The organism is Sphingomonas sp. Leaf28 (assembly GCF_001421685.1).
In the GTDB taxonomy this organism is placed as follows: domain Bacteria; phylum Pseudomonadota; class Alphaproteobacteria; order Sphingomonadales; family Sphingomonadaceae; genus Sphingomonas; species Sphingomonas aurantiaca.
On record NZ_LMKX01000007.1, the window covers coordinates 317151 to 334270 of the forward strand.

Consider the following 17120-nt stretch of genomic DNA (forward strand, 5'->3'; position numbering starts at 1 on the left):
GCGTGGCGTCCCCGCGTCAAGCTACCACCCCGGCGGAAGCCGGGGTGGTGTCGGTGGGGGACCGGCAAGATCAGACCGCGTCCGACAGCGAGGTGAAGGTGAAGTCGCGCAGTTTCATCGGCGGGATCATCATCACCAGCGAACTCTCGTCGCCCGCCACGCGCACCGGCTTGCCGAGTTCGTCGATGTTGTTGAGCATGATGACCGGGCTCTCGTTGAAGCGGAAATTCTTCACCGGATATTTGATCTCGCCATTCTCGATGTAGAACGTCCCGTCGCGAGTGAGGCCCGTCAGCAGCACGGTCTGCGGATCGACCATACGGATGTACCAGGTGCGCGAGACAAGGATCCCGCGCTCGGTGCCGCGGATCAGGTCGGCGGTCGATTTGGTGCCGCCCGCCATCAGCAGGTTGCCCGGCGATCCGACCGCGCGCTTGCCCTGCTTCTGCGCCCAGTACCGCGAGTAGTTGAGGTTCACGATCTTGCCGTCCTTGATGATCGGCATCGCCTCGCGCGGCAGGCCCTCTTCGTCCCACGGCATCACTGCGGCGCCGGGTGCCCAGGGGTCGGCGGTGAAGTTGACGCGCGGATCATATACTTGCTCGCCGACCTTGTTGCCGCCGCCCTTCTTCGACAGGAAGCTGCGTCCTTCGTCCGCCTGGCGCGCATCGAAGAAGTTCATCATGAAGCTGATGAGCCCCGCCGCCGCCGCGGGTTCGAGGATGACGGTGTATTTGCCGGGTTCCAGCGCGCGCGCGTCGACCGAGGCGGACGCCTTGCGGATGCCGGTGCGGATGTCGGTCGAGGCGCTGAATGCGGACGAATCCTGCAGGCTGCGGCCGACCCAACCCGATCCGCGACCGTCTTCGGACCGGACCGTGCAGGTGTAATCCATCGAAGATGCGCGCTGATACCCGAAATTGCTCTTGGAATTGGCGAACGCGACATAACTCTGGCCGTCCTGCAGGAAGCCCGCGGCGATCAGCTTCTCCGCCTTGCACGCGGTGATCGAATCCCCGGCGACCTTGGCGCGATATTCCGGATCGATCGCCGCGGTCGCGGCGCTGAACGTCGGCGACGGCTTGTAGACCTGCTTGGCGACCGCGGGCACGAATTCGGGGTTTTCGGGTGCCAGCCGGGCAAGGTCTTCGGCGCGGCGCACGGCGCGTTCGAGCGAGGCGTCGTCGAACTGGTTGATCGTCGCGGTGCCGACCCGCTTGCCGAACGCGACCTGCACGGCAAGATCCGAATTGGTGATCACGCCGCTGGTCGAGATGTTGTTCAGCGCGAACCGGATGTTGCCGTCGATCGACCCCGTCAGCTGCGCGGTGCATTCGTCGGCCTTCGACAGCGCGACGACCTTGGTGAGGATGGCGCGCGCCTGCTCTTCGGTGAGGATGCTCATGACCTGTGTCTCCCTATCAGCCGAGCGAGCGGGCGGTGTTGATGACGTTGATGCCGTTGAAGCGCGCGGTCGAGGAGCCGTGGCTGACCGTCGACACCTGGCTCGGCTGGCCCTTGCCGTCGAAGAACGAGCCTCCCATCCGGTAGTCGCTGGCGTCGCATACGCCGACGCACGCGTTCCAGAATTCGGGGGTGCGGATCTGGTAGGCGACGTCCTCGATCTGCTGGGTGATCTTGCCGTTCTTGATCTCGTAGAACAGCTGCCCGCCGAACTGCGCGTTGTAGCGCTGCTGGTCGATCGAGAAGCTGCCGTCGCCGATGATGTAGATGCCGTTCTCGACGCCTGCGATCATGTCGGCGACGCTCTGCTTCTTCTTGCCCGCTTCCAGGCTGACATTGGGCATGCGCTGGAACTGCACATTGGCCCAGTTGTCGGCATAGCAGCACCCGTCGGATGCGGATTTGCCGATGATGTGCGCCTGGTCGCGGATCGCCTCCAGATCGACCAGCTTGCCGTCGCGGATCAGGTCCCATTTCTTGGTCTTGACGCCCTCGTCGTCGTACCCGACCGCGCCGAGACTGCCATATTGCGTCTTATCGGCGACGATCGAGACCTCGGGGCTGCCATACTGGAAACGCTGCTTGACCTTGTCGAGCGTCACGAACGAGGTGCCCGCATAATTGGCTTCATAGCCGAGCACGCGGTCGAGCTCGAGCGGATGGCCGACCGATTCATGGATCGTCAGCCAGGTATGCGACGGATCGAGGACCAGATCATATTTGCCGGGCTTGACGGTCGGTGCCTTGAGCTTCGCCTGCGCCTGTTTGGCGGCAGCGATCGCGTCCTCCTTCATGTCGTAGGACAGGCCGTAGTTCACGACGCCGTTGGGCGAGACGAACTTGCCCGAGGCGGCGCCGTCGAGATATTCGAACCCCATTCCCATCGGCGCGGAAAGGCCTTCGCGGGTGCGGAACTTGCCCGTCGCCTTGTCGATCGCGGTGACTGTCAGCGGCGCCCAGATGCGATGCACGTCCTGGTCGATGTACGATCCGTCGCTTGAGGCGAAGTATTTCTGCTCGTTGACGAGGAACAGGATCGAATTGACGAAGCTCGCGCCGGCATCGGTGGCGGCGGCATTGACACCGAGCAGCAGGTCGACCTTTTCCTTGAGCGGCACCGCCATCGCGTTCTTCTTGACGGGGGTGCGCCACGACACCTCGCCGACGCCGGGCGTCGGCGCGAGCTGGACCGGCGCGGTCTGCGACTTGGCGTTGGCCTTGGCGATCGCGGTGGCGAGCTTGGCGGCGTTGGCGACCGCGTCGACGGTCATCTCGTTCGAGGCGGAGAAGCCCCAGGCGCCATCGGCGATGACGCGGACGCCGACACCAGTCGATTCCGTGCTGACGACGTTCTCGACATTCTTCTCGCGCGTGATCACGAACTGGCGAAGGTACCGGCCGACGCGGACGTCGCAATAGCTGGCGCCGGCACTCTTGGCGGCGTTCAGCGCGGCGTCGGCGAGGCGCTTCTTCACGGCGACGTCGATGGTGGAAACAAGCTCCTCGGCGGCGATCGCGCGCCCGAGAAAGGTCGGCAAAACGCCGCTGCCCAATGCCAGGCCGCTTGCGGCCAGGAAGTCCCGTCTGTGCAACGCCGTTCCCCTAATATCGCCCGCGAGTATCCCCTGCGTGGCACGGTCCCTGATCCCGGCGACTATGACCGATGTTCGATCATACCCAGTCCGATAGCGGGATCATCGCGCGCGTTTCGGCAAACGTCAACACGGTGTTTTACAAGACTGCTACAGCTAGCCGGGTGGCGCGTATGCCGGCGGATATAAGCGCGGCCTCGACACCAGACCGCTTGGTCAAAAGCCTCTTTCTGCAAGCCTTTAGCAGATCAGGCGCGGGAGGTCCGGCCAACCATATGCGACCTCATGCAAGCTTCTATCGCCGTCCGCCGCTGCCTTTTCAGTGATGATTGCGCCGCCCAACCGCTCGTAGAAGCCGCGCGCACCCAGATTCTCCCGCAGGACCCAGAGGCTCGCGCCAGATACCGGCCGCGCCATCAGATCACGTGCCAGCAGATTCATGAGGGCGCGACCCACGCCCCCAGCGTGGTGCGACTGAAGGACGTAGATCGCCCCGATCTCACCGACGAACCCACGTTCGCGCATCGCATCGTCACGCTGACCGCCACACGCCCCGAAGGCGATGATCTCGCCTGCGCTCTCCGCGACATATACCCGTGTCGCGATCGGGCTGGCTGGGACTTCGAGAACCGCAGCCCACATTGCCGACCGGCGGTCGGCCGACAAACCGTCCAGCATGTCTCGGGGGAGTAGCCCGGCATAGGTCTCATGCCATGACATGACGTGCACCGCGCCGATCGCCGACGCATCTCCGGTCGTTGCGAGGCGATAATCGACCACAGGACCTGATACCTCTTTCCGAAGGACGACTAGCATGACGACGGCCGACGCAGCGATCAAGGCGTCTTTCCCTTCGGTCCGATCGTCTTGCAACGCGGCGTCGACCCCGGACCAACGCTCGACGGTCAGCCGCGGACACGCATGCCGCTTATGGGCCGAACCGAAGGCAAGAACGGTCAGGCCTCGGCGGCGATGTCGCGCAGCGCGCTTTCGAACGCTTCGGACGGCTGGCCACCCGAGATCAGATAGCGATCGTTGATGACGACGGCCGGTACTGCGCTGATCCCGCGCGATTGCCAGAGCCGTTCGGCAGTTCGGACGTCGTCCGCAAACTCGTCCGACGCCAGGATCGCGGCGGCTCGCGTGGGGTCGAGCCCGACAGACACGGCGGCGGCGGTCAGCACGCCATGCTCGGACATGGCCTGCTGATCGGTAAAATACGCGGAAAACAGCGCATTCTTCAGCGCCGCCTGCTTGCCCTCGATGTGCGCCCAATGCAGCAGCCGGTGCGCGTCGAACGTTTTGTAGATGCGGCTCGTGTCCGACATCTGCATCGTGAACCCCAAATCGGCAGCGCGCTCGCGGATCATCGCGCGGTTGGCGGCCGATTGTTCGGGCGTCGAGCCATATTTTTCGGCGATGTGTTCGACGATGTTCTGGCCGTCCTTGCCCATGTTCGGGTTCAGTTCGAACGGCTGGAAGGTGATGTCAGCGTCGATCCGGTCGCCGGTGCGGCTCAGTGCCTGCTCGAGACCACGCAGCCCGATAATGCACCATGGGCACGAGATATCGGAGACGAAATCGATTTTCATTTTCTTGGACACGCGACACCGTAAGCGGTTGAAGGGAACCCCGGATATAAGGTCGCGCCAGCCAAGATGCATCTGGTCTGCGGTTCGACCGCGCGAAAGTCGCTGATGTCGGAGCCAATCCGGGGTGCCGGCCGTTTGGTTGCTCTCGCAGCCTGCCGTCGCCGTCCGAGCGCGACGCCCGCTCCGGGCCCTTGGCACGCCGATGAGCCGCAATACGCCTTCAGATCCGGGATAGCCGCATGCAGATCAAAGCCATACTCTTCGATATCGACGGTACGCTGGTCGATACCAACGACATGCACGTGCTCGCGTGGGAGGAAGCCTTCGCAGGCATGGGGGCATCGTTCGATCGTCAGCGCATCCACGACCAGATCGGCAAGGGGACCGACATGCTCGTACCGACGCTGTTGCCCGATGCCGACGAGGCCCAGCAGGATGCGCTCGGCGACGCGCATGGCGCGATCTTCAAGGCGAAATATCTTGAGACGGCAAAACCGTTCGCGGAGGCGAACGCCCTGCTGGCTTACGCGCATGGCCTGGGCCAGCGGGTCGTACTGGCGTCGTCCGCGTCGGGATCCGAACTCGATCACTATATCGACCTGCTCGACGCGCGCGACCTGCTCGCGGCGGCGACGAGCAGCGACGACGTCGAGAAGACAAAGCCGGCGCCGGACATCTTCGTGACCGCGCTCGAAAAGCTTCCAGGGCTCGCCCCAGCCAACGTCATCGTCGTCGGCGACACACCCTATGATATCGAGGCGGCGGCAAGGTGCGGGATCGCCGCGGTTGCGGTGCGATCGGGCAAGTTCACCGACGCGCAACTGCAATCCGCGGGCCCGGTCGCCATCTATGACGATGTGGCGGCGTTGCTCGCGGATTACGCGCAATCGCCGCTGGGAGCGTGATCGCCATGGCCATCACGCTCAAACGCCTCCGCGATCAGGTCATCGTCGTTACGGGCGCGACCAGCGGCAACGGCCTCGCCATCGTCGAGGCTGCCGTGCGCCGCGGTGCGGCCGTCGTCGCGACCGCGCGTAACGCGGCGGCGCTCGAGGCTCTGCGCGATCGCCTGACCGCCGACGGCGGACGCATTGCGATCTGCGTCGCCGACGTCAGCGACATGGCCGCGGTCGAGCGTGTCGCCGCAGTGGCGGTCGAAGCGTTTGGCGGGTTCGATACATGGGTCAACAATGCCGGAATCGGGACGTACGGCACGCTTGAGCAGGTGCCGATCGCCGATCACCGCCGCGTGTTCGATGTCAATTATTTCGGCGTGCTGCACGGTTCGCTCGTCGCGGTACGCCATCTGCGCGGGCGGGGCGGGGCGATCGTCACGATCGGCTCGATCCTCAGCGATCGCGCGATCGTCGAGCAGGGGCCCTATTGCGCCACCAAGCATGCGGTGCAGGCGCTGACGGATACGCTGCGGATGGAACTGGAGAAGGAGGGGGCCGGCATCTCGGTCACGCTGATCAAGCCGGGCGCGATCGATACGCCGTTCCCCGAGCATGCGCGCAATTTCATGGACCAGCCACCGCGCCTGCCGCCGCCGCTCTACGCGCCGTCGGTGGTCGCCGACGCGGTATTGTTCGCGTGCGAGACACCGCGGCGGACGATCTATGCCGGCGGCGGGGGGCTGGTGGCGTCACTCCTCTCGCGCGCCGCACCGGGTCTGAGTGACAAGATCCTCGAACTGGTCGGCACGGCGGCGCAACAGGCGCCGGCAGATCCCGGCGACCCGGCGCGGCGCGACAACCTTTAGGCGCCGCGGGTCGATGCGTTGCGCGGAAGCCAGGCGGTCGGCGCCCGCCAGTCGAGCACCGCGTTGCAGGCGCAGAAACTCAACCCCGTCATACTGCTCCTCGGTGTCGTGGGCGCGGGTATTGCGGTGGCGCTCAGTCGGTCGAAGGATGTCTCCCGGTGATGGTCGAGTGGCCTAAACCGCGGTCTTGACGCCTCTCGCGGTGCCGCGACCCTCGACAGGTTGGGAAACTATGGCAGTGGCGCGCGCGTACCGTTTCGGCTTTCGCGCGTTGTCCCGTCGAAGCAGCTTTTGCCCGTTCAGGCTGCATCGAAACCCATGATGCTCTCGGGACAGGTACCGGCATGAACCCTTTGCGCACCGCAATCCGACGACAGATACACGCGGTGATGCGGCCGGATCCCGCGGTGGACCCGGGCCTCGAACGGCCCCCCGGCGATACCGGATTGTTCGGGCCGGGCTCGGCGGTGTGGGCGGTGCACGGCGATTTTCCCTCGATGATGATCGGCGGCGTATCGTCTCTGCTGTTGCAGATGCTCCACCCGGCGGCGCTTGCCGGCGTGTGGGATCATTCGAATTTCCGCGAGGACATGCACGGTAGGTTGCGACGGACCGCGAAGTTCATCGGCGTCACGACGCGCGGATCGACCGAAGCCGCCAACGCCGCGATCGCACGGGTCCGGGCGATCCACGAGCATGTGACGGGATCCATGCCGGACGGCACGCCCTATGCGGCGAACGACCCGGCACTCCTGACATGGGTTCATGTGGCGGAAGCGCGCAGCTTTCTCGCCGCGTATCTGCGATATCGGTCGCCGACGTTTCCGGGCTCGCGACAAGACGCCTATTATGGCGAGATGGCGACGCTGGCGCGCCGGCTTGGCGCCACCGGCGTGCCGGAGACCCGCAGGGACGTCGCGACCTATCTGGGCAGCATGCGGCCGCAACTCCGCTGCGATGCGCGGACTCGCGCGGTGGCATCGGCGCTGATGAACCAGCCGGCGACCAGCGTGGCCGCGGTGCCGTTGCAGAAAGTCATGCTGCATGCGGGTGCAGAGTTGCTACCGGCTTGGGCACTCGCCCTGCACGGACGCAGCGTACCGGGTGCCCAGCGCCTGGCGGTCCGCGCTGGTGGCGTAGGCGCCGGGGGGCTTCTGCGGTGGGCGCTCGCCTGAATGCGCCGCCGGCGGGCGGGATCCAGCGCGGCGCATCGCGGGCGGCGCGCGCGTCCATAGCAAGGCCGTAGTTGGTAGACGCAGCCTTAGATCTCACGGCTCGCCCCGCCGAAAGCGGTGCGATTGGAACGCAGTGCGCTTCGGAACACCGTCCTGTGCGAATAGCATGGTAAACTGCTAGTCACTAACATAAGTAAGACTATAGGCCCAGCGTATCTGCTAAGATCTGGCGGGGGGATATTCTATGCTTGACGAAATCGCAGCCACCACCGCGCTTCATAGCGAGAATGTCGGCATACGCGGCATTCTTGAAGAGGTGGCGGCCGTCACCGGCATGGGATTTGTCGCCGTCGCCCGCGTTACCGACACGCGGTGGATCGCGTGCCAAGTCCTCGATCAGATCGAATTCGGCATGTCGCCCGGCGATGAACTTCGCGTCTCGACAACGATCTGCAACGACATCCGCGAATCCGGCAACGCGGTCGTGATCGATAATGTCTCGAGCGATCCGAAGTGGCACAGCCATCCCGCCCCCGCGCTCTGTGGGTTCAAGAGCTACATATCGCTGCCGATCATTTTAGACGACGGTTCGTTCTACGGGACGTTGTGCGCGATCGATCCCGAACCGCGCAAGCTTGTCGGGCCAGACACCGTGCCAACGCTTATGCGCTATGCCGCGCGAGTCGCTGCAATCCTCTCGCGAGAGACAGTGTCCGGCTGAAGGCGAAGGCGATGCCCCACTGACAAGGGCACCCGGTAATGGCCGTCCGCGGCGCGGCTGTTCTCGCATGGTTCGGCGAGATCGCCCTGTGCGATGGAACTATCGCCTAGCGCGGACGCTGGAGGACACCGCTGCTTTTTCGGCGGTGATGGAAAGTTCTGGCCACGTGATCCCTGGACGGCGACATATTGCGATCATCGCACCGCCAACCGCGGGGCACATCAATCCGCTGGTCGCGCTGGGGGCTGCACTCGCGGCGACGGGATCCGAGATCACCGTGGTCAATCTGGCGGAGGCAGCGCCGCTGGTCGCGGACCCGGCGGTGCGCTTCGCGGCGCTCGATCACCCTGCGGACCGCGACGGGGGGCTCGCGACCTATATGTCGGCGTTGGCTAGGCCGTCAGGGCCGATCGGGCTTCCCAGGATGATCCGCACCAGCGCAGCGATGACCCGCCTTCTCCTCGACACCTTGCCGGCAGCGTTGACGCGGCTCGGCGTCGATGCGGTGATCGCGGACTCGGTCGAGCCCGCAGGCGCGCTCGTAGCGCGGCATCTGCGCTTGCCGTTCGTGACCGCGGTGACCGGGTTGCCGCTGCTCAGGGAGCCGATGGTCCCGCCGCCGTTTCTCGGATGGCCCTATCGTCCGGGTGTGATCGGGCTAAACCGGAACAGGGGTGGGTATGCGGTGAGCGACCTGCTGATGAAGCCGATCACCGGGACGGTCGCGGGCTATGCGCGTCTGTGGGGGCTCGATCCCGATCCGCGATATCAATGGTCGGACCGGCTGCAGATCGCCCAATGTCCCGCCGGCCTCGATTTTCCGCGGGCCGCGCTGCCGCCAAGCTTCCGATATGGCACCCCGTGGCGGCGGTGCGAGCCTGACGAGCGCCTTCCGAGGGAGGACGAGCGGCCGCTGATATTCTGTTCGCTCGGGTCGTTGCAGGGCGCGCGGCGGTCGCTGTTCGCGGCGATGACCCGCGCCTGTGCCGCGGTCGGCGCACGTGCGGTGGTGGCGCATGGGGGCGGGCTGAGCGACCGCGAGGCGGCCTCGCTTCCCGGTGATCCGCTGGTCCGTGCGTTCCTGTTGCAGACCAGAGTCTTGCAACACTGCTCGGCCGCGATCCTGCACGGCGGGTTCAACACGGTGCTGGACGCGCTGGCGGCGGGGATCCCGATCGTGGCGGTGCCATTGGGGTTCGAACAGCCCGCCACGGCGGCTCGGCTAGCACGGGTCGGCGCGGCCTGCGTCGTGTCGTCCCGGGACGCGGGCAGGGGCGCACTCGAGCCTGCGTTACGACGGGTGTTGACGGACCCGAGCTATCGCCGCGCCGCGCGACTGTTCGCGACGGAAATTGCCGCAGGCGGAGGCGCCAATGAAGCCGCGGCGCTGGTCGATGCTGCATTTGGGGGCTGGGCGGACGCTATGCCGGCAACACTGCGCCGACCGACTGGGGAGACGGCCTGCGCCGCGTGAGGCGGTTGGCCAACATGATTGCGGGCGGCGCCAGGATCAGCCCCATGATGACGTCGACTCCGTAATGCCCACCAAAGACCGGCGTCGCGATGATCGTCAGTATCGCCCATGCGCTACCCGGTACGGACAGGCGCGGTATCGCCCGGAACGCCCAGATGAAGATCGCGGCAAGAGTCGCGTGGAAACTCGGGAAGCTGACGATGCCCATCAGCGTGGTGAGGTCGAGGACATGGTGCGATCCATCGCGAAGCCCGGCGATCAGGCCCTGCTCGACCCACGCCACGGATGGCCAGAGGTGCCGGTAATGGGAAGGGTCGAACAGGTTGCCCAGTGCAGGCGTCAGTCCCGAGATCAGGATCGTGACGAAGCCGGACAGGATCGCGGCGCACACCGCCGTCCGCAGCGTGTCGAATTTCGATAGCGCGCTCAGGCACACGATGACGACGACCATCTGCACTGCCAGGCTGTGATACGCCAATCCGAGCACCCAGATCACCGCGGGCGCCATGTCGAGCAGGCGCAGCACCACCGGCCAGTCGAACCCGATCGCGCGATCCGCCGCCGCCAGGCGCTGATCCCACAAGGCTCCCGACTGCGCCGCCAGCGCATAGGCCAGAACGACACCCAGCACGGTGAACAACGTCATCTGAAGGAAGGCGGTCGCGCCGGCGGCGAGGCGAGGCCGCGCGGTGCGCCTGCCGGCCACCATCGCCGTGCCGAGTGCCGCCATGGCCAGGACCGCAGGCAGCGCTCGGACTGGATCGATTGAAAACATGTGCGAATATCGCGTAGCGAGCAGGCTCAGGAGCATTGCCGCGATCAACACCCAGGAAGGCAAATTGGGGCGGTCGACAGGTGGGACAGGCGCGGTCATTGCGGTCGAACGCAGCGTGTCCGCCTGCGGTGCCACCGGCGCGCGGTTAGTTTGACGCGCATGGGGCCCGCCATCATGCGAATTAGCCGATGCCCCCCCTCGCATCGCCGTCACGTAAGGGATATGTACGGATCATGTTGAAAACGCTGTCTCCGTTCGCCTGCACCTCGGTGAGCCACGCCTGATGGCCTGGTTCGAGAAACTCGCGATCGTTGTCTTCATGGTGCTGTTCATGGAGTGCTTCGCCTGGGCGGCGCATCGGTATGTCATGCATGGCTGGGGCTGGGGCTGGCACAAATCGCATCACGAGGATCATGACGGCTGGTTCGAGAAGAACGACCTGTACGCGATCGTCTTCGCGATCGTGCCGGTCGTCCTGTTCGTCGTCGGCCTGCGGTGGGAACCCTTGTGGTGGGCGGCGCTCGGCATCACCGTCTATGGTGGTATCTACGCGTTTGTTCACGACATGCTCGTGCACCAGCGCGGGGGCTTTTGCTGGGTCCCCAAGCAGGGCTATTTCAAGCGGCTCCTGCAGGCGCACCGCCTCCACCATGCCGTCGAGGGCAAGGACGGTACCGTCAGCCACGGCTTCCTGTTCGCACGCAAGCCGGCCGTGCTGAAAGCCCAGCTGCGCGCCAACGTTCAGCCGGCGCGCCGTCCGGTCGGGGCGGAGAAAACCCGCACAATGCCGACGTTGGCGGTGAAGAAGTGATGGCCGCTGCGCGCCCCGCGGACCGGGCGTTGGCCCGGCAGACCGCGATCGGCGTCTCGCTGGCCGCGGCGATCGTCGTCGCCTGGCTGACGATCCATATCGTCGGAATCTTCTTCTGGCGCTGGAGCTTGGGGACCGTTCCGGTCGCCATCGTGGCGATCCTCGTGCAGACGTGGCTGAGCACAGGCCTGTTCATCGTCGCACATGACTCGATGCACGGGGCGCTGGCGCCGCGCTATCCGCGCTTGAACCGGGCGATCGGGACGACCTGCCTCGCGCTCTATGCCTGCCTGTCCTATGCGGCACTGCTCCCGCGGCATCACCTGCATCACGAGAGCACGGGGAGAGCGGGAGATCCCGATTTCCACGGCGGCGATCCGAGCCTGGTCGGCTGGTTCATGCAATTCTTCCGCACCTATTATTCGCACGGCCAGATCGTGCGGATCACCTTGGTCGCGCTGATCTATACGCTGCTGCTCGGGGCCCCGCTGGGTAACATCGTTGTCTTCTGGGCGTTGCCGGCCGTGGGCGCCGTGGCGCAGCTATTCGTCTTCGGCACCTGGCTGCCGCACCGCGACGGCGCGGTGCCCTTCGCGGACTCGCACCGGGCGCACAGCATCAAGATCGGCCCGATATTGTCGCTGCTGACCTGCTTCCATTTTGGCGGCTATCATCACGAGCACCATCTCTCCCCAGGAACACCATGGTGGGGGCTGCCCGCGCGGCGCCGCGCGACCATTGAAAAGGTTGCGGGTCGCCAGCTGGCTCGAGACCGGACATGATCATCGCCATCCTCCTGTCCGCGCTGGCGATGACCGTCATCGTGGGCGTGCGCTATCTCATCGTCTCAGGCGCGTTCGCGTGGGTGACGGTTCGCAAGCATCCCGGGCTGTACCTCGGGCTGGACCCGCAGGTTCGGCGCGAGATCGTCTGGAGCCTTGCGTCCGCCGCGCTCTACGGAATCCCGGCGGGGGTCGTCGCCTGGGGCTGGGAGCATCATGGCTGGACCCGAGTGTACACCGACATCCATGCCTATCCGCTCTGGTATGCGCCGGTCTCGGTCCTGCTGTATCTGCTGCTGCATGACGCCTGGTTCTACTGGACGCATCGCTGGATGCATCGACCGGCACCGTTCAAGCTCGCGCATGCGCTCCATCATGCCAGCCGTCCGCCGACCGCGTGGGCCGCGATGGCGTTCCACCCGATCGAGGCGCTGACCGGCGCCGTGGTCATCCCGCTGCTGGTCTTCTTCGTGCCGATCCATGTCGGCGGGTTGGCCATCGTCCTGACGATCATGACGGTGATGGGGGTAACCAATCACATGGGGTGGGAGATCTTCCCGCGCGTCATGTGGACGGGGCGGCTGGGAGGCTGGCTGATCACGGCGAGCCATCACCAGCGGCATCACGAACTCTATGGCTGCAATTACGGTCTGTATTTTCGCCATTGGGACCGGCTGTGCGGCACCGACCGCGGCGTCGGCGACTTCGCGCGCGAGCATGCGCGTGCTGCTCGCAGGGTTACGGCCGCCAGCACCGCCCCCGCCGAATAAGAGCATAGAGTCGTCAGCGGCTTCGCAGCAGACTGTCGAGCTGGACCGGCGCGAAGTCGTGGGCGTCGACGCCCACGTCGAACTGGCGCAGCATCGGTTTCAACCGTCCGTGGCTGTGGCCGTGCAGGTTGATCGCGCCGCGGTGCTGCCCGTTCCAGCTTCTGAAGGGATAATGGCACAGGACGAGCTGCCGCCCCTCAAGCGTTATCTCCGCATAGTCTGCCACGCTGTCCCACCCGTCCGAGACAAGCGTTGCATCGGGATCGTTGTTGCCGCGAAGCAGGTGCTTGGTACCGTTCAGCCGTGCTAGCAACCCGGCGACGTCTGCCGGTCGACGCGCCACGTCCCCCAGGTGCCACACCACGTCATCGCTGCCGACGACGGCGTTCCAGCGTTCGACCAGCGCCTCGGTCATGTCCGCAGCGTTCGCGAACGGTCGGCGGGAAATGTTGATCGTGCGATGGTCGCCGAAATGCGTATCGGCGGTGAAAAATACGCTCATGGGCGCGGCGACGGCGGCGGGCAGGTCATCGGCGATCAACGATAGCCCGCCCAAAAGGTTCGGCACCATCGTGCCGGCATCGTCGTGACGGCTCAGGTCGGGCGATGGCCCATCGGCTCGCCCAACCGGACCTGTCGCTCGGGTGCCCATTGATCGTTGAAGACGATACTATCCTGCCCGAACAGCATGACGATCGTCGAGCCGAGCAGAAAGCGACCCATTTCCTCGCCCTTGCGCAGGACGATGTCCTGATCGGCGTAGTTCCATTCGGTCGTCGCGTTGCTGCGCTTCGCATTGACCACGCCGTGCCAGACGGTCGCCATGCTGCCGACGATGGTGGCGCCGACGAGCACCATGACGAACGGGCCATGCTCCGCGGAATCGAACACGCACACCACGCGTTCGTTGCGCGCGAACAGGTTCGGCACGCCGCGCGCGGTGACGGGGTTCACTGAAAACAGCTGTCCCGGCACATGGATCATGCGAGTCAGCCTGCCGTTGCAGGGCATGTGCAGGCGATGATAGTCCTTGGGGGACAGATACAGGTTGGCGAAGCTGCCGTGCCGGAACCGGGCCGCCAGCACATCGTCGCCGCCGACCAGTTCCGTCGTGGTGAACCTGTGCCCTTTTGCCTGCACGATGTGATGGTCGTCGATCGCGCCGAACTGGCTGATCGCGCCATCGACCGGGCAGACGAAATCCGCGGCTGCAATCGGACGTGCGCCCGCCCTGAGGGGGCGGGTGAAGAAGTCGTTGAAGCTCTTGTAGCTGGCAATGTCCGGATCCGCGGCTTCGCGCATATCGACGGCGTATCGGCCGACGAACCAGCGGATCAGCCGCGTTGTCGCTGAGCCGCCCTGTGCGCCGGCGATTCGCCCCGCAAAGACCGTCAGACCCTGCTTTGGCAGCACGTACTGGAGCAAAACCTTCAGGCGATCGGACATCAAGCTCTCACAACTCCCAAGTCGCTCTTGTACGGCAATTAAAGGGGAGGTCGACCCTTCAGAGATATGTCCGATGCCGAGCGATGTGATGCGCGCAAACAGGCGCGCCTGCGGGTAAAGACTTCCAATCGCTCCGACGGCGCCCACGCATCTTCAGGCGAGGCGGGTGGCGAGGCTCATCAGAAGAGCTTGTCGGAGATGTTCGAGCTCGAACGGCTTTTGCAATACGATCGTTCCGGTCTCCTCGCCATCGAGCGCCACCTGGTCGCCATAGCCCGAGGCAAAGATATACGGCACACCTGCCTTCCGGACGCGCTGCGCGAAATCGAAGCTGACCTGACCGGCCACACTGATGTCGAGTACCGCCAGGTCGAAACGGCCGGCGGCGAGAAGGGCATCGGCCTCCGCGATCGTCGAGGCGGTGGTCACCCGGTTTGCGCCGAGCGCGTACAGCATGTCCTCGGTTTCGAGCGCGATGATCATGCTGTCTTCGAGCAGCAAGATCGAGGTGCTGGCGAGACGGTTGATTTCGGTCGAGGCCGCCCCGACGGATGCCTCCTCGGGCGTAATGGCGTCGCAGCCGATAGCCATGTCTCTATCGGCCGCGACGACGTGTTTTGCGGGGAGATAGAAGTCCGCTTCGAGACCGGAGAGCGCGTACCGGATCTCGGCGGTGCCCTGGAGATCGAAGGGTACCGTCCGCTCGATCACCACCGAGCCGAAACCGCGGCGCGTGGGCGCCTGCACAGGCGGCCCGCCCCGCTCGCGCCAGCGAATGTCGAGCCCGCCATCCGCGCGTATGCCAAGCGCGACGTGCACCGTGCCTTCGGTCGACAAAGCCCCGTATTTGGCGCTGTTCGTCGCCAGCTCGTGGATGACGAGCGCCATCGTCGAGATTGCGGTCGGGTGGAGGTGGATCGGCGGTCCGTCGATCAGGAGGACGTCGTGGCCGTTGCGACGATGCGCATTCACCTCGTCATCCAGCAATGCCAGCAGCGACGCCGGCCCCCATGAGCTTCGCGTCACATAATCATGCGCGCGTGCCAGTGCCTGTACGCGACCATTGAGCGATGACGTGTACTGGGCGACACCGGTCGCGCTCTGGCCGGTTCGCGCGATCAGGCCGCGGACGAGCGTCAGGATATTGCGGACCCGGTGATTAAGCTCAGCGATCAGCAACGTGCTGCGCTCGGTCGCCCGGCGGCGCTCGTCGCTGGCCGCTTCGGAGTAGCGCAGGATCACCTCGATGATCGCGATGCGGACGGCCTCGCCAATGCGTCGGTCCGCCTCCGAAAACGGCGACGCCTTGCCCCGGACCGTCTCGACAAAGGCCTCAAAGCTCTTGCGCGGCGATAGTCGCAGGCCGTCCTCGGTCTGGACCACCGGCTTGGTCGGGTCACCGCTCCACCGGACCTCCTCGAGCAGCTCGCGGCGGAACAGCATGATATAGTCGCGCGGTGTCCGCGACACCGGGATCGCCAGCATCCCTGCGGCGCGATCGGCGGACTGCGCGCACCGCGGCGCGATCGCCGCGATCTCATGCGTGGCGTAGACTCGGCTCGGCGACGTCGTATCGAGGTAGCGGGCGATCGCGGTGATTTCGCTCTCCGGCGGCGTTGCGCCGTTGAGTGTCAGTTTGCCCGGCTGGAAGATCGCGACGCCGTCGCACTGGATCATGCCGCCGACGATATCGCGGATCCATTCCGCATTGGTCAGCAGTGTCTCGTCGCCGGCGATCGCCGTCATCATCCGGTCGCTGAGCGCACGGGCATTGCGTTCGTCGGTCGCGGCATCACCGCGCAGGCGGCTTTCGAGCGTCATCGAATACATGTGGCCGAACAGCTCGGCGGCGGTGCGCATCACGAAGCTGGGGCAGCGCGGGTCGACATGGTGGCACGCGATCAGACCCCATAGCCGGCCCTCGACGATGATCGATATCGACAGCGAGGCGCCGACCCCCATGTTCGTCAGATATTCGATATGCACGGGCGATACCGCGCGCGTGACGGCGTGCGTCATGTCGAGCGCCTGCTCGGGCTGGCCGCGATACGGCAGCACGGGGACGGTCGGGGCATGGACGTCCGCGATGATCCGGAACGGGTTGGCGAGGTACAGCGCGCGTGCCTGGACCGGGATATCCGACGCCGGGTAGCGCAGGCCGAGAAAGCTCTCGATGTTCGACCGGGTCGATTCCGCGATGACGTCGCCGTCGCCATTGTCGTCGAAGCGGTAGATCATGACCCGTTCGAACCCGGTGATCGCGCGCACTTGGCGCGCGGCATCGCGGTGAAAGTCGGCGACGGACTTCGCGCGCTTGAGCCGCTCGATCATTGCGCGCACCATCGAGGCCGCCTCCATCCGGTCCTGCGGCAAGGAGGGCTCGCCTTCCAGGATCAGCAGGTCGCCGCTATAGTGCAGGCTGAGATCGAAGCGCTTCTTCGCGGTGATCAGGCCGATGTCGAAGAGCCGTTCGCTCGACGTCGCCTGGAGGATCGACATCCGGTTGCGAATGTCGTGCAGCGCCTGCCGGCTGATAAGCGTGTCGAGGCGGCAACCAATCAATTGCTCTGCCGCGGCGCCGAGCATCTCGGCGGTGTTCTCCGAGGCGCGCGCAATGGTCCAGTCGTTCGAGAGGGCGATCAGGAACCCGAAGGACTGGATCCGATCGAGCCGCGTGATCGGCTCTCGGTCGCAGATCGTGAGATCGGGAATGCTCTGATCGACGGTTCCTGACATGATCTACGCGGCCCTCATTG

The 17120-nt window shown here is 65.4% G+C and carries 16 protein-coding genes; 8 read left to right on the top strand and 8 right to left on the bottom strand.

The genetic code is table 11. The features are described 5' to 3' along the window. Positions 1–70: 70 nt before the first annotated feature. The 4 genes from ASE79_RS07940 to ASE79_RS07955 form a co-directional block, all read right to left on the bottom strand. The gene (locus ASE79_RS07940) at positions 71–1405 is read right to left on the bottom strand and encodes a TldD/PmbA family protein (RefSeq protein ID WP_056414413.1); all 1335 of its coding nucleotides are present in this window, start codon (positions 1403–1405) and stop codon (positions 71–73) included. A 16-nt stretch (positions 1406–1421) separates the two neighbouring features. Then, positions 1422–3002 (bottom strand): TldD/PmbA family protein, encoded by a 1581-nt coding sequence (locus ASE79_RS07945; RefSeq protein WP_235516807.1) that lies wholly within the window; start codon positions 3000–3002, stop codon positions 1422–1424. Positions 3003–3296: 294 nt separating this feature from the next. Then, positions 3297–3836 carry a GNAT family N-acetyltransferase gene (locus tag ASE79_RS07950; RefSeq protein ID WP_162237018.1) on the bottom strand — a complete coding sequence of 180 codons (540 nt, stop codon included), beginning with the start codon at positions 3834–3836 and terminating at the stop codon, positions 3297–3299. 176 nt (positions 3837–4012) lie between these two features. Continuing rightward, a complete protein-coding gene (locus ASE79_RS07955) occupies positions 4013–4648 on the bottom strand; it encodes a DsbA family oxidoreductase (RefSeq protein ID WP_056414418.1) in 636 nt (211 codons plus the stop codon). Between the two features lie 239 nt (positions 4649–4887). On the opposite strand from ASE79_RS07955, the gene ASE79_RS07960 reads away from it, so the two are divergent. From ASE79_RS07960 to ASE79_RS07980, 5 genes are all read left to right on the top strand, one after another. Further along, positions 4888–5553, top strand: coding sequence for an HAD family hydrolase (locus tag ASE79_RS07960; RefSeq protein WP_056414422.1), 666 nt, complete (start codon positions 4888–4890; stop codon positions 5551–5553). A gap of 5 nt (positions 5554–5558) precedes the next feature. After that, positions 5559–6410, top strand: a complete 852-nt coding sequence (locus ASE79_RS07965; RefSeq protein WP_156359602.1) for an SDR family oxidoreductase — start codon at positions 5559–5561, stop codon at positions 6408–6410. 389 nt (positions 6411–6799) lie between these two features. Next, complete coding sequence (locus tag ASE79_RS07970; RefSeq protein ID WP_235516808.1) at positions 6800–7585, top strand: oxygenase MpaB family protein; 786 nt, start codon at positions 6800–6802, stop codon at positions 7583–7585. Between the two features lie 244 nt (positions 7586–7829). Continuing rightward, on the top strand, positions 7830–8306 hold the full coding sequence (locus ASE79_RS07975; RefSeq protein WP_056414431.1) for a GAF domain-containing protein: 477 nt from the start codon (positions 7830–7832) through the stop codon (positions 8304–8306). A 148-nt stretch (positions 8307–8454) separates the two neighbouring features. Next, the gene (locus ASE79_RS07980; protein WP_235516809.1) at positions 8455–9780 is read left to right on the top strand and encodes a glycosyltransferase; all 1326 of its coding nucleotides are present in this window, start codon (positions 8455–8457) and stop codon (positions 9778–9780) included. On the opposite strand, the gene ASE79_RS07985 is transcribed toward ASE79_RS07980, so the two are convergent. After that, on the bottom strand, positions 9728–10510 hold the full coding sequence (locus ASE79_RS07985; protein ID WP_162237019.1) for a phosphatase PAP2 family protein: 783 nt from the start codon (positions 10508–10510) through the stop codon (positions 9728–9730). The two genes, ASE79_RS07980 and ASE79_RS07985, sit on opposite strands and share 53 nt — an antisense overlap. A gap of 328 nt (positions 10511–10838) precedes the next feature. On the opposite strand from ASE79_RS07985, the gene ASE79_RS07990 reads away from it, so the two are divergent. From ASE79_RS07990 to ASE79_RS08000, 3 genes are read left to right on the top strand one after another with little or no spacing between them, the layout of a single operon-like run. Next, positions 10839–11366, top strand: coding sequence for a sterol desaturase family protein (locus tag ASE79_RS07990; protein WP_056414439.1), 528 nt, complete (start codon positions 10839–10841; stop codon positions 11364–11366). Next, positions 11366–12148: a fatty acid desaturase gene (locus ASE79_RS07995; RefSeq protein WP_156359603.1), complete on the top strand. Its 783-nt coding sequence runs from the start codon at positions 11366–11368 to the stop codon at positions 12146–12148. The genes ASE79_RS07990 and ASE79_RS07995 overlap by 1 nt, the downstream gene beginning before the upstream one ends. Then, the gene (locus ASE79_RS08000) at positions 12145–12918 is read left to right on the top strand and encodes a sterol desaturase family protein (protein WP_056414442.1); all 774 of its coding nucleotides are present in this window, start codon (positions 12145–12147) and stop codon (positions 12916–12918) included. Before ASE79_RS07995 ends, ASE79_RS08000 begins: the two co-directional genes overlap by 4 nt. Before the next feature lie 13 nt (positions 12919–12931). Here ASE79_RS08000 and ASE79_RS08005 read toward each other — a convergent pair whose 3' ends face one another. From ASE79_RS08005 to ASE79_RS08015, 3 genes are all read right to left on the bottom strand, one after another. Further along, a complete protein-coding gene (locus tag ASE79_RS08005; protein WP_235516810.1) occupies positions 12932–13459 on the bottom strand; it encodes a metallophosphoesterase family protein in 528 nt (175 codons plus the stop codon). 53 nt (positions 13460–13512) lie between these two features. Next, complete coding sequence (gene asd / locus ASE79_RS08010) at positions 13513–14364, bottom strand: archaetidylserine decarboxylase (RefSeq protein WP_056414445.1); 852 nt, start codon at positions 14362–14364, stop codon at positions 13513–13515. A 153-nt stretch (positions 14365–14517) separates the two neighbouring features. Then, positions 14518–17100 carry an HWE histidine kinase domain-containing protein gene (locus tag ASE79_RS08015; protein WP_056414448.1) on the bottom strand — a complete coding sequence of 861 codons (2583 nt, stop codon included), beginning with the start codon at positions 17098–17100 and terminating at the stop codon, positions 14518–14520. Positions 17101–17120: the final 20 nt, after the last annotated feature.

What these genes read in the sequence shown, in the direction of transcription:
- ASE79_RS07940 (WP_056414413.1), bottom strand. Translation starts at nt 1,405, where the DNA reads ATGAGCATCCTCACCGAAGAGCAGGCGCGCGCCATCCTCACCAAGGTC.
- ASE79_RS07995 (WP_156359603.1), top strand. Translation starts at nt 11,366, where the DNA reads ATGGCCGCTGCGCGCCCCGCGGACCGGGCGTTGGCCCGGCAGACCGCG.
- ASE79_RS07980 (WP_235516809.1), top strand. Translation starts at nt 8,455, where the DNA reads ATGGAAAGTTCTGGCCACGTGATCCCTGGACGGCGACATATTGCGATC.
- ASE79_RS07955 (WP_056414418.1), bottom strand. Translation starts at nt 4,648, where the DNA reads ATGAAAATCGATTTCGTCTCCGATATCTCGTGCCCATGGTGCATTATC.
- ASE79_RS07970 (WP_235516808.1), top strand. Translation starts at nt 6,800, where the DNA reads ATGCGGCCGGATCCCGCGGTGGACCCGGGCCTCGAACGGCCCCCCGGC.
- ASE79_RS07985 (WP_162237019.1), bottom strand. Translation starts at nt 10,510, where the DNA reads ATGGCGGCACTCGGCACGGCGATGGTGGCCGGCAGGCGCACCGCGCGG.
- ASE79_RS08000 (WP_056414442.1), top strand. Translation starts at nt 12,145, where the DNA reads ATGATCATCGCCATCCTCCTGTCCGCGCTGGCGATGACCGTCATCGTG.
- ASE79_RS07960 (WP_056414422.1), top strand. Translation starts at nt 4,888, where the DNA reads ATGCAGATCAAAGCCATACTCTTCGATATCGACGGTACGCTGGTCGAT.
- ASE79_RS07990 (WP_056414439.1), top strand. Translation starts at nt 10,839, where the DNA reads ATGGCCTGGTTCGAGAAACTCGCGATCGTTGTCTTCATGGTGCTGTTC.
- ASE79_RS08015 (WP_056414448.1), bottom strand. Translation starts at nt 17,100, where the DNA reads ATGTCAGGAACCGTCGATCAGAGCATTCCCGATCTCACGATCTGCGAC.
- ASE79_RS07975 (WP_056414431.1), top strand. Translation starts at nt 7,830, where the DNA reads ATGCTTGACGAAATCGCAGCCACCACCGCGCTTCATAGCGAGAATGTC.
- ASE79_RS07965 (WP_156359602.1), top strand. Translation starts at nt 5,559, where the DNA reads ATGGCCATCACGCTCAAACGCCTCCGCGATCAGGTCATCGTCGTTACG.
- asd (WP_056414445.1), bottom strand. Translation starts at nt 14,364, where the DNA reads ATGTCCGATCGCCTGAAGGTTTTGCTCCAGTACGTGCTGCCAAAGCAG.